Genomic DNA, 12,849 nt, shown 5'->3' with positions numbered 1-12,849 from the left:
TTTAAATTGTTCGGAATATTTGGTATAATTTAATTGTTTTATAGATAAGGTTCAACTTTTTAAATAAATAGAGGGATAAAAAAATGGAAGAAGGACAAGCGCATATTCAATTAAAGAAAAATGATGCTAGACTTGATGCAATTATTGTCGGTGATCCAGCTCGAATAGATCAGGTCGCAAAATTTTTGACCGATGTAAAAAATTTAAAATACAATCGAGAATTTCGCTCAATCTGTGGAACTTATAAAGGTAAGGAACTATTAGTTTTGTCAACAGGTGTAGGTGCACCGTCAGCTGCTATTGCGATTGAAGAGCTTCATAATATTGGAGTTAAGAGAATTATCAGAGTAGGTTCTGCGGGTGCTTTGCAGTTAGGGATCGATTTAGGAAGTCCAATTATTGGAGAAGGAGCAGTACGAGATGACGGTTTGACAAAAATGTATGTACCCGAACAATATCCAGCAGTTCCATCTACTGATTTGTTAAATAAAGCAAAAGAAATTGCTCCCGATGCTATTTATGGAATTATTCGTTCTCATGACGGTTTTTATATGGATAATCATGAAGAAACTCAAGCATATTGGTCTAAATTTGGAATTGTGGGCGAAGATATGGAATCTGGTGCATTGTTTACAGTCGGACGTTTACGAGGAATAGAAACTTTATCTATTTTGAATAATGTTGTTGCTTACGGAGGAGATTTACAAGCGGGAGTCAATGATTTAGTTTCAGGAAATGATAAAGTTAATAAAGGTGAGCTTCGGACAATTGAGATTGCTCTAGAAGTTTTAAATCGCTAATATAAATATTACTTGTAAATTGATTAGAGTTGAAAAATAGAACTGAAATTACCATCATATTTTAAATTAATAAAGCGGTAAGCGATATTCTTGACTGCATTTAAGCGTTAGGATAAAAAGGAGAAAAAATGACAAAAGATTCTTGGCTTTTTAAGCAACTTTTTGCAAATTGGAAGAAATTTGAAATCACATATATCTTAATTTTATTGTTCTTACAAGTGATTGTCTATATCATTGCCCCTGATTCTTTCATTGGAATGATATCTGGTGTATTTGGTGTACTTTGTCTCATTTATGGGATGAAAGGTCGTAAAATTAATTTTGCATTTGGTTTAGTTCAGACCTTAGCGATGACTTTAATTGCTTATCAGACTCACTCATGGATGAGTTTTGTTATGGGAATTTTTTATGTCTTATCTCAACCTGTGGGCTGGTTTTTTTGGGGACAGGATGATGCTATCCATGAATTTAGACCAAAAACTCGTCGTCTAATTTTTCTAGGTGCTTTTATTGCTTGGTTGGTCGTTTGGGGCATAGATGCCTTATTAAATGGGCAACTTCCTTATTTTGATGCTCTAAATTTAATTATTCCACTCATTGCACAAGTATTGTATATTTTGAAATATAAAGAAAATTGGTCGCTGTGGATTGTGGTTAACACGGCAGCAGTAATTTATTGGACAATTTTAACGGTACAATTTATTATGGGAGTAAATACCCAAGGGCAGTTAGGAATGTATTTATCGCAAGTTGCCTTACAAGGAGCCCTGCTCTTCAATGCAATCTACGCTAATCGAGTTTGGGCAAGTGGTGAAGCTGATAATGAAGGTGGAACTAAATAACAAGTGAAAATGACTCAAGTAAATGGGTCATTTTTTGTTTTATAAACGTCCAAAAGAAGAGCAGCTCCTACATTTTTTTGCTATAATAAACAATATGAATCAAACGATAAAAGCAAAGTTAGAACTATTACCAGATAGTCCTGGCTGTTATTTACATAAAGATAAAAATGGGACAGTTATTTATGTCGGAAAGGCAAAGAATCTTAAAAATCGAGTGCGCTCTTATTTTCATGGTTCTCATAATACCAAGACAGAATTACTAGTTTCTGAAATTGAAGATTTGGAATGGATTGTTGTAGGTTCAAATATTGAATCCTTAGTTTTGGAAATCAATCTCATTCAACGTTATAAGCCTAAATATAATATTATGCTTAAGGATGATAAATATTATCCTTTCCTAAAAATAACAAATGAAAAATATCCTCGTTTGTTGGTCGTCCGTAAAGTTCAAAAAGATGGTGCGACTTATTTTGGACCTTATCCAGATGTCAAAGCTGCCAATGAAGTTAAACGCCTTTTAGACCGAATTTTTCCATTTAGAAAATGTGGCTTACACGAGAAAAAAGTATGTTTCTATTTTCATATTCATCAGTGCTTATGTCCAGTAGTTAATCATGTTGATCCTCAAGTTTATAAGGATATGACTCAAGAAGTGAAGGAATTTCTGACAGGTTCTGATAAAAAAATTGTTAAAGAACTTGAAGCAAAAATGATGATTTCTTCTGATAATATGGAATTTGAGCAAGCTGCTGAGTATCGGGATGTGATTAAGGCAATTGGAACTTTAAGAACAAAACAACGGGTGATGAATCAAGATTTGAAAGACCGCGATGTTTTTGGATATTATGTTGATAAAGGCTGGATGTGTGTCCAAGTATTTTTTGTGCGCCAAGGAAAATTGATTCAGCGTGATGTGAATATGTTTCCTTACTACAATGATGCTGAAGAGGATTTTTTAACTTACATTGGACAATTCTATCAAGATAATAATCATATGATGCCAAGGGAAATTTTTATTCCGCAAGACATCGATAAGGAATCTGTGGAAGCAGTAGTTGCAGCTAGCCAAGAGGGAAATTTATTAACTAAAGCTCAAGCTAAAGAAGTCGATGCAAAAGTTTTTACGGCCAAGACGCTTAAATTTTCTGATCAAAAAGATGTTGAGCAATCAATTGTTAAACTTGATAAAGAATTATCAGCCGAAAAACGTTTATCATCACTTTTAGCTAAAACACAGATTGTTCAACCAAGTCGTGGTGAGAAAAAGCAATTGGTTAATATGGCAACTAAGAATGCTCAAAGTCAATTGCAATTGAAATTTGATGTGGCTGAGCGTGATATTTTGAAAACGACTAAAGCAGTTGAAAACTTGGGTAAAATTTTGGGAATACCAAAACCTGTAAGAATTGAGTCTTTTGATAATTCAAATATTATGGGGACTTCACCAGTATCTGCAATGGTTGTTTTTATTGATGGAAAACCTTCAAAAAAAGATTATCGGAAATATAAAATTAAAACAGTGGTTGGTGCTGATGACTATGCTTCAATGCGCGAGGTGATGACGAGACGTTATTCACGAGCTTTAAAAGAAGAAACAGCTCTTCCTGATTTGATTGCAATGGATGGTGGAGCTGGTCAAGTTAACATTGCCAAGCAAGTTTTAAAAGAGCTTGGGCTATCGATTCCGGTTGCTGGGATGCAAAAAAATGATAAGCACCAAACGTCAGAATTACTTTTTGGTGACCCTTTAGACGTGGTTCCCTTGTCAAGACAATCTCAAGAATTCTTTTTGCTGACAAGAATTCAAGATGAGGTTCACCGTTTTGCGATTACATTCCATAGACAACTACGTGGTAAAAATACATTTTCAAGTAAATTGGACGGTATTGTTGGACTTGGTCCAAAACGAAAACAAAAGTTACTGACAACTTTCAAAAATTTGAAAGCAATTGAAGAGGCAAGTGTACAAGAAGTGGCAGAAGCTGGCATTCCTTATGAAGTAGCAGAACGTGTGAAAACAACTTTGTCTGGACCAATTCAAGAAAATGAAAATTGGGAATCACTCAAGGATATTGTTCCTCTTTTAGAAGGTAAAAAATAAAGTAATCAAAAGAATTGTCAGTAAATCTGTCAGTTCTTTTGATTCTTGAAAAAACAAAAAATTACTGACAGAAATTCTGTCAGTAAAATAAAGTAGTTATTGCAAATTTGTCAGTAAATATTTACTGACAAACTAGGAATTAAGAAAGTAATTGGAGAATCGATGGACTGGTCTAAGAATCAAATAAAGGAATTTCAGCAAGATTTACTTTCTTGGTATGATGATAATAAAAAGCCACTCCCTTGGCGAAAAACAACTGAACCTTACAAAATATGGATTTCAGAAATCATGTCCCAACAAACACAGGTTGAAACTGTCATGCCATATTATGAACGTTTCATGAAAAAATATCCGACGATTGAGACTTTAGCTCAAGCTGATGATGCTGAACTGCTAAAACTTTGGGAAGGCTTGGGCTATTATTCTCGCGCTCGTAATCTAAAAATCGCAGCGCAAGAAGTTGTTGATAAATATGATGGAAAATTTCCTGACAATCTAGCCGATATATTATCATTAAAAGGAATTGGACCTTATACAGCCGCTGCAATTGCTTCAATTTCTTTTGGACTCGCTGAGCCTGCAATTGATGGAAATCTAATGCGCGTGACCAGCAGGCTGTTTGAATTAGATTGTGATATTTCTAAAAGCAGTTCAAGGAAAATTTTTGATGGCTACCTAAGAAAGCTCATCAGTAAAAAAAGACCAGGTGATTTCAATCAGGCGTTGATGGATTTAGGTTCTTTAGTTTGTAGCCCAAAGAGTCCAAAATGTGAAGTTTGTCCCTTACTAAACTATTGTGCAGCAGCAGCGTCAGGAAAACAATTAAATTATCCAGTAAAAACAAAAAAGATAAAACAAAAAGATTTGTATTTTACAGCCTTTGCCTTAGAAAATTCATTAGGAGAATATTATTTAGAAAAGCGTCCATCAAAAGGCTTGTTAGCAGACATGTGGACATTTCCACTGACAGAATTACCAGCAGCAGATTTTGAAAAAATGGTTACTGACGGCTCTGTCAGTAAAAATATTGTCATTCCAGAACTTCCGGAAAGTATTTCAAAAATGGAATATGTAGCTAATTTTACTCACATTTTTTCTCATCAAAAATGGCATTTGGCAATCATTAAATTAAAACCAGAAGAGACTTTTGAAGTTGCTGACGAATTATTATCAGAAGACAAAATGTGGGTTCATTTTGATTCAAAAGTACTGACAGAAAATGGCCAACCAAAAGTAAGTCGTTCACAAATTCCACTTGCTGGGCCACAAGTGAAGATGTTTGAGATTTTAGATAAGAAGAATAAGAAAATTGATCTGCTAAAATAGTGGAGTAACCATCGAAACCAAATTTTTGGTATAATAGATAAATATACTACTTCAAGGAGAAGATTATGACAACTATTGATTTTAAAGCCGAAGTTGAAAAGCGTAAAGACGCTTTGATGGAAGATTTATTTAGCCTTTTGCGCATTGATTCTGCAATGGATATGGAACATGCAGATGCTGAAAATCCATTTGGTCCTGGTCCAAGAAAAGCATTGGATGCATTCTTGAAGATTGCTGAACGTGATGGTTATACAACTAAAAATTATGATAATTATGTTGGACATTTTGAATACGAAAATGGTGCAAGCGATGATGCAGAAGTTCTTGGAATTATCGGTCACTTAGACGTTGTTCCTGCAGGTTCTGGTTGGGACTCAAATCCATTTGAACCAGAAATTCGTAATGGAAATCTTTATGCTCGTGGAGCATCTGATGATAAAGGTCCAACTGTTGCATGTTACTATGCCCTTAAAATCTTGAAAGAACTCAATCTTCCATTAAGCAAAAAAATCCGTTTTATCGTTGGAACAAACGAAGAAACTGGTTGGGCAGATATGGATTACTATTTTGAACATTGTGAATTGCCATTGCCTGACTTTGGTTTCTCACCTGATGCTGAATTCCCAATTATCAATGGTGAAAAAGGAAATATTACAGAATATCTCCATTTTGCAGGTAAAAATGCTGGAGAAGTTGTTCTTCACAGTTTTAAAGCTGGTCTTGCCGAAAATATGGTTCCAGAATCTGCAACTGCAGTAATTTCAGGTGCTAAAGATTTACAAGCTGCACTTGAAAAATTCGTAGCTGAACATGCAAGCAAAAATCTTCGTTTTGACCTTGAAGAAAGTGCTGGAAAAGCGACAATTACACTTTATGGTAAATCAGCACATGGTGCGATGCCAGAAAAAGGTGTAAATGGAGCAACTTACCTTACTTTATTCTTGAACCAATTTAATTTTGCTGATGGTGCTGCTGCTTTCATTAAAGTTGGAGCTGAAAAACTTCTTGAAGACCATGAAGGTGAAAAATTGGGAACAGCTTATGTTGATGAATTAATGGGTAATACTTCAATGAACGCTGGTGTTTGGTCATTTGATGAGAATTCTGAAGGTAAAATCGCGCTTAACTTCCGTTTCCCACAAGGAAATAGTCCAGAACGTATGCAAGAAATTCTTGCTAAACTTGATGGTGTTGTTGAAGTTGAACTTTCAAAACATCTTCATGTTCCACATTATGTTCCAATGTCAGACCCACTTGTATCAACATTGATTGATGTTTATGAAAAACACACAGGCCTCAAAGGTTATGAAACAATCATTGGTGGTGGAACTTTTGGTCGTCTTTTAGAACGTGGTGTTGCTTATGGTGCGATGTTTGAAGGGGAGCCTGATTCAATGCACCAAGCTAATGAAATGAAACCTGTTGAAAATATTTATAAAGCGGCAGTAATTTATGCTGAAGCAATTTATGAACTTACAAAGTAATTTATAAAATTAAAGAGTTTAGTGACTAAACTTTTAAGGGTTTAAAAATCTGGCATAATTTGCCAGATTTTAACCTTTTATTCCATAAATAGAGGTGGAAAAATGGTTTTTGGAACAGGTGTTGATAATGTAGAGCTTTCTCGAATTCAAAAAGCACTGACACGTTCTGAACGTTTTGTGGAACAGGTTCTTACGGCAGTGGAGTTAGAAAAATATAATAGTTTTCAATCTACCGCTCGTAAAACTGAATTTCTTGCGGGACGTTGGGCAGCAAAAGAAGCTTTTTCTAAAGCTTACGGTACGGGATTTGGTAAGGCTTTGGGCATGCATGACCTTGAAATCAAAAATGATGAATTAGGAAAACCCTATTTTACTAAACATCCTTTTGATGGACAGGTTCATTTATCTATCTCGCATAGTAATTTAGAAGCTGTTGCTTTTGTTGTTTTGGAAAAGAATTAAGAAGTAATAAAAATTTTTGCTTAAACTAGAGGAAGGTTTAAAAGATGAAAACTTCTCCACATCGCAATACGTCAGCCATTGTTGACTTAAAGGCGATTAGAAATAATATTGAAAAATTTAAAAAGCATATTCACCCTAATGCGGAAATTTGGCCAGCAGTGAAAGCAGATGCTTATGGTCATGGCTCGGTTGAGGTTTCTAAAGCAGTGAGCGATTTGGTAGGCGGTTTTTGTGTATCAAACCTTGATGAGGCAATTGAATTACGGAATCATTTGGTAACTAAACCAATTTTAGTTTTATCAGGAATTGTTCCGGAAGATGTTGATATTGCAGCTGCTCTTAATATTAGCCTTACTGCCCCAAGTTTAGAATGGTTAAAATTGGTTGTTCAAGAAGAAGCAGAACTTTCAGATTTAAAAATTCATATTGGTGTAGATTCTGGTATGGGTCGGATTGGGATTCGGGATGTTGAAGAAGCGAATCAGATGATTGAACTTGCTGATAAATATGCGATTAATTTTGAAGGAATTTTCACTCACTTTGCGACCGCCGATATGGCTGATGATACAAAATTTAAAGATCAACAGGCAAGATTTAACAAAATTATGGCTGGCTTATCACGTAAACCAAAATTTGTTCACTCAACTAATACGGCCGCCGCATTATGGCATAAGGAACAGGTTCAAGCTATTGAACGCTTAGGTATTTCAATGTATGGCTTGAATCCAAGTGGTAAAACTTTGGAACTTCCTTTTGAAATCGAACCTGCTCTCTCTTTAGTTTCTGAATTGACTCATATTAAAAAAATAGCCGCAGGCGAAACAGTTGGTTACGGTGCAACTTATGAAACAAGTGAAGAAACATGGATTGGAACTGTTCCAATTGGTTATGCTGATGGTTGGACTCGTCAAATGCAAGGCTTCAAAGTGTTGGTAAATGGAGAATTTTGTGAGATTGTTGGTCGAGTTTGTATGGATCAAATGATGATAAAACTTGATAAATCTTACCCTCTAGGAACAAAAGTTACCTTGATCGGTCGTGATAAGACTAATGAAATCACGACGACAGATGTTGCTGATTGGCGTGGAACGATAAATTATGAAGTGCTTTGCTTGCTTTCTGATAGAATCAAACGAATTTATAAATAAAATGAAAGAAACTGTATTTTTGCAGTTTTTTTCATTTGGGTTAAAAATAAATTAATCCCTAATCTTTTCCTCATGATACCCTTTACAAATTGTCTTTTTATGGTAAAATATAATTAAGATATAAATGAGAAAGCCGTAAGAAAAAAATGAGGTGAACACTATGATAAAAATATACACAGTAGCATCTTGTAGCTCTTGTAAAAAAGCAAAAGAATGGTTGGAGAAACAAAATCTTGCTTACCAAGAAATAAATTTGGTTACGAGTCGAATTTGTAAGGAAGATATATTAGAAATTTTAGCATTGACTGAGGAAGGGACTGGAGATATCATTTCTAGAAGAAGTCAAGCTTATCAACGATTAAATATTGATTTTGAAACGATTAAATTAAATGATTTGATTCAAATAATTGAAGAAAATCCAACGCTCTTACGTCGACCTTTAATTGTCGATCATAAGCGACTACAAGTTGGTTACAATGATGATGAAATTAGAAAATTTTTACCAAGAAAAAAGAGAGAGATTCAAATTAAAGTCGCAACAGAAGCTTCTTATAATTTGGACATTGAAGAACAATTTCATGAAGGATAATTCAGTAGTTAGGCTACTGAATTTTTTCTATATAAAGCAAAATAGTTTATTATTTTAGAGAAAAAAAGTAGAATTAAGCTAAAGTGTTGTATCATGAGTACATTTTAAAGATTTATTAATAATTAGGAGGCTAAAGAATGTTTGATTATATTATTATTGGTGCCGGACCTGGTGGACTAGGATTAGCTTATCGTTTAAAAACTAAAGATAACAAAATCGGAATTATTGAGAATGATAAATGGGGAGGAACTTGTCCAAACTATGGTTGTGACCCAACAAAAATGATGATGGCAGTTGTCGAAGCCAAAAGTCGTGTCGAACAGTTAAAAGGGCAGGGTATTTCTGGTGAATTAAACATTGATTGGAAAGGGCTGAAAAGTCGTAAACTAAATATTACTGACCCTTATGAAAAATCAACTTTTGCTGGTTTGAAAAATGCTGGGATAGAAACAATATATGGCAGTGCCGCTTTTAATGACCAAGGAGAGCTTGAAGTTGAAGGGAAAACTTATCAAGCTAAAACTTACATTATCGCAACAGGAAGCCGTCCACGTCTTTTAGATATTGCTGGAAAAGAATTTTTAAAAACAAGTAATGATTTTTTAGCGCTTGAAGAATTTCCCGCTCAAATCAGCTTTTTAGGGAGTGGGCCAATTTCATTAGAACTGGCTCAAATTGCTAAAGCGGCTGGAAGCGATGTTACTATTATTTCACGTAAAAAAGCGAAAGCTGCTCATTTTGATGAAGAAATGGGGCAAGAATTTATTAATTACCTTAAAGCTCAAGGTATTAAATTCATCGAGGATATTTCTGTAGATAAAGTCGAAAAAGTTGCTGACGGATTTTTACTGACTGACGGGACTGATTTTGAACATAAAACAGATTTAGTGATTGCGGGAGTAGGCCGTCAGCCAAATAGTGATAAGCTAAATTTAGAAAAAGTAGGTGTCGAAACGGATGCTAAAGGCATCAAGGTAAACGAATATTTACAAACAAGCAATTCTAAAATTTATGCGATGGGAGATGTACTTTCTAAAAATCAACCTCATTTGACGCCTGTTTCTTCTTTTGAAGGAGCTTATTTAGGTGAAAATTTAGTTAAGGATGAACCGCAAAAAATTGCTTATCCAGCAATTCCTACAATCATTTTTGGAACGGCAAAACTGGCTGAGGTTGGCCATTTGGCAGGTGAGGGGATTCATACTAAGACTTTAGATTTAAGTTCTTGGTATACTTATAAAAGAATTAATGACCCCTTGGCAAAATTAAAAGTTGCACTCAATGAAAAGCTAGAAATCGTGGGGGCATCAACGGTAAGTTCAGTGGCTGATGAAGTGATTAATTTAATTAATATTTTAATTCAACAAAAAATGACTTTGGCGGATGTTGAAAAAATGATTTTCACTTATCCAACAGTGGCTAGTGACTTAGAATATTTTTACTGACAGAAAATAAATTACTACCGACATTATAATAGTAGAAACAATAAGTTACGGCAGAATAAATTTTTTACTGACAGACTTTATTTTCAAGCTGTCAGTAAATTTTACTGATAGAAATGAGGACATTCATGATTGAATTCCAGAATGTGTCCAAGGCTTTTGCTAACAAAAAAATTCTTGATCATGCTAATTTTACAATTAAAGACCAAGAGTTTTTTGTGTTAGTGGGGCCGAGTGGAAGTGGGAAAACGACCACTTTAAAAATGATTAATCAATTAGTCACTCACAGTGAGGGAAAAATATTAATCAATAATGAAGAAATATCAACGGCAAATTTACGAAAATTGCGCTTATCTGTGGGCTATGTGCTGCAGCAAATTGCTCTCTTTCCTAATTTGACTGTCTCAGAAAATATTGCTTTAATTCCTGAAATGAAGGGGTGGGATAAAGCAAAAATTGCTGACAGAACCAATGAGCTACTTGATTTAGTTGGTTTGAATCCTAAAGATTACGCTCAGCGCCAACCTAGTGAATTATCAGGTGGTGAGCAACAGAGGGTAGGAATTTTACGAGCCATTGCCGCAAATCCCCAAATTGTCTTAATGGATGAACCTTTTTCAGCACTTGACCCAATTTCACGACGTCAGTTACAAATATTTATCAAAGACTTACAGAAAAAAATGAATTTAACAGTGGTCTTTGTGACACATGACTTAGATGAAGCGCTCTATTTAGCTGACAGAGTCGCTGTAATGAATGATGGATTAATCCAACAAATTGCTGAACCAGCAGATATCTATCAACATCCGGCAAATGATTTCGTTAAAACATTTTTTAAAGAATACCGTCAGAATTTATCAACGGTTTCTGTTGAAAATTTATTACTGACAGAGCTGTCAGTAAATCCAGAAGCGCAAGAAGTCGCTGATAATACAGCTATTTCGGAAATAATTAATCGTCTTTCTGATAAGGAAGTTTTAAAATACAAGGGCAAGTCAATTTCCTCAGATGATATTATCTGCTATATCGCAGGAGGTGACAAATGAATCAGCTAATTTCAACTTTTCAAAGCCAGCAAGGCCAATTTTGGCAGGCGCTTTTAGAACATATCCAGATTTCATTAATTTCAATTTTTATTGCAATTCTGATTTCGATTCCTTTAGCTTTATTGTTACGACGTCTTCCCAAAATTGCTGAACCAGTTTTGCAAGTCACTGGAATTTTTCAAACTATACCTAGTTTGGCACTGCTAGGACTCTTGATTCCATTCATCGGAATCGGAAGTTTACCAGCAATTGTCGCTCTTGTTGTTTATGCGATTTTCCCTATTGTTCAAAATACTTATACTGGTTTAGAGCAAATTGAACCTTCTTTAATCGAAGCTGCAACAGCATTTGGGATGAATCGAAGAGAACGATTGATGAAATTTGAGCTCTCATTAGCGATGCCCTTTATCATGGCAGGAATTCGGACGAGTACAGTTATGGTCATTGGTACCGCAACACTAGCTGCTTTGATTGGTGCTGGAGGCTTAGGGAACTTTATTCTGCTCGGAATCAATATGAATGATGTTTCATTGATTTTAATTGGAGCAATTTCATCAGCACTTTTAGCGATTATTTTCAGTAGTCTTTTAAAATTTTTAGAAAAAGCCAAGATAAAAACAATTCTCATCAGTTTTTTCATTGGCTTACTCGTTCTTGGAGGCTCTTATTATCGACCTCAAACTTCTAATCATCCACAAATTACAATTGCTGGTAAATTGGGAGCAGAACCTGATGTTTTGATTAACATGTATAAACTAATGATTGAAAAAGATAGTAATATTCGCGTGAACTTAAAATCTAATTTTGGCGATACGACTTTCTTATACAATGCCTTGAAAGCAGGAAAAATTGATTTATATCCTGAATTCACAGGAACCATTACTTCAACATTTTTGAAAGACCCAGTGAGTTCAACTGATCCTAATGTCGTTTGGCAAAAGGCAGAAGAAGGAATAAAAAAACTTAATCAATTTACATATCTGTCTCCAATGAAATTTCAAGATACATATGCAATTGCCGTCAAATCTGATTTTGCTAAAGAGCATCAGCTCACCAAAATTTCTGATTTAGCGAATGTTTCAGGTTTAACTGCAGGCTTTGACGTTGAGTTTGCTAATCGTTCAGATGGAAATATTGGTTTGAGAAAGCTTTATGGTCTTGATTTAAATGTCAAAACCATGCAAAATAGTTTAATTTATAAAGCACTAAATTCTGGTGCTGTGAATGTCGCTGAGGTTTATTCTACTGATAGTCAAATCAAGCAATATAATCTGACTGTCCTGAAAGATGATAAAAATCTTTTCCCACCTTACCAAGCAGCACCATTGATGAAAGAAAGTTTATTAAAAAAATATCCTGAACTCAAAAAGATTCTCAATAAACTGTCAGGAAAAATTACTGACCAAGAGATGATTGAGATGAATTATGATGTTAATGTCAAACAAGAAGATGCTGCGAAAGTAGCAGAAAGATATTTAAAATCTAAAGGATTGATTTAAAAGAAAAAGTCATTTTATAATGGCTTTTTTGCTTTAGATGATAAGAAAATCTAAAAGCGCGTGTAAAAGTGCAAGAATATGATGTTTTGGTGCTTTAGTGAAAGAGCAGC

The 12,849-nt window shown here is 34.7% G+C and carries 10 protein-coding genes and 1 pseudogene; all 11 read left to right on the top strand.

Going from position 1 to position 12,849, the window contains the following annotated elements:
• The first annotated feature begins 83 nt into the window (after window positions 1–83).
• Window positions 84–800 (top strand): nucleoside phosphorylase, encoded by a 717-nt coding sequence (locus LDP15_RS05295; RefSeq protein WP_015426142.1) that lies wholly within the window; start codon window positions 84–86, stop codon window positions 798–800.
• A 128-nt stretch (window positions 801–928) separates the two neighbouring features.
• Window positions 929–1,642, top strand: coding sequence for a nicotinamide riboside transporter PnuC (gene pnuC / locus LDP15_RS05290; RefSeq protein ID WP_012897492.1), 714 nt, complete (start codon window positions 929–931; stop codon window positions 1,640–1,642).
• A 94-nt stretch (window positions 1,643–1,736) separates the two neighbouring features.
• Window positions 1,737–3,671: pseudogene (gene uvrC / locus LDP15_RS05285) on the top strand (excinuclease ABC subunit UvrC); the annotation flags it as partial.
• Window positions 3,672–3,905: 234 nt separating this feature from the next.
• Complete coding sequence (mutY, locus tag LDP15_RS05280; protein WP_015426144.1) at window positions 3,906–5,069, top strand: A/G-specific adenine glycosylase; 1,164 nt, start codon at window positions 3,906–3,908, stop codon at window positions 5,067–5,069.
• A gap of 65 nt (window positions 5,070–5,134) precedes the next feature.
• A complete protein-coding gene (gene pepV, locus LDP15_RS05275; RefSeq protein WP_015426145.1) occupies window positions 5,135–6,553 on the top strand; it encodes a dipeptidase PepV in 1,419 nt (472 codons plus the stop codon).
• Window positions 6,554–6,655: 102 nt separating this feature from the next.
• Complete coding sequence (gene acpS, locus LDP15_RS05270) at window positions 6,656–7,015, top strand: holo-ACP synthase (protein WP_021468491.1); 360 nt, start codon at window positions 6,656–6,658, stop codon at window positions 7,013–7,015.
• Window positions 7,016–7,059: 44 nt separating this feature from the next.
• Complete coding sequence (gene alr / locus LDP15_RS05265) at window positions 7,060–8,163, top strand: alanine racemase (protein WP_003132601.1); 1,104 nt, start codon at window positions 7,060–7,062, stop codon at window positions 8,161–8,163.
• Between the two features lie 160 nt (window positions 8,164–8,323).
• On the top strand, window positions 8,324–8,752 hold the full coding sequence (locus tag LDP15_RS05260) for a Spx/MgsR family RNA polymerase-binding regulatory protein (protein ID WP_010905585.1): 429 nt from the start codon (window positions 8,324–8,326) through the stop codon (window positions 8,750–8,752).
• Between the two features lie 137 nt (window positions 8,753–8,889).
• Window positions 8,890–10,197 carry an NAD(P)/FAD-dependent oxidoreductase gene (locus LDP15_RS05255; protein WP_015426148.1) on the top strand — a complete coding sequence of 436 codons (1,308 nt, stop codon included), beginning with the start codon at window positions 8,890–8,892 and terminating at the stop codon, window positions 10,195–10,197.
• 125 nt (window positions 10,198–10,322) lie between these two features.
• Window positions 10,323–11,240, top strand: a complete 918-nt coding sequence (locus LDP15_RS05250; RefSeq protein ID WP_015426149.1) for an ABC transporter ATP-binding protein — start codon at window positions 10,323–10,325, stop codon at window positions 11,238–11,240.
• Window positions 11,237–12,739: an ABC transporter permease/substrate-binding protein gene (locus LDP15_RS05245; protein WP_015426150.1), complete on the top strand. Its 1,503-nt coding sequence runs from the start codon at window positions 11,237–11,239 to the stop codon at window positions 12,737–12,739. The genes LDP15_RS05250 and LDP15_RS05245 overlap by 4 nt, the downstream gene beginning before the upstream one ends.
• Window positions 12,740–12,849 lie beyond the last annotated feature (110 nt).

It is taken from the genome of Lactococcus sp. SK2-659, from assembly GCF_020218185.2.
Lineage (GTDB): Bacteria > Bacillota > Bacilli > Lactobacillales > Streptococcaceae > Lactococcus > Lactococcus lactis.
This window is presented reverse-complemented; position numbering and strand designations above follow the sequence as displayed.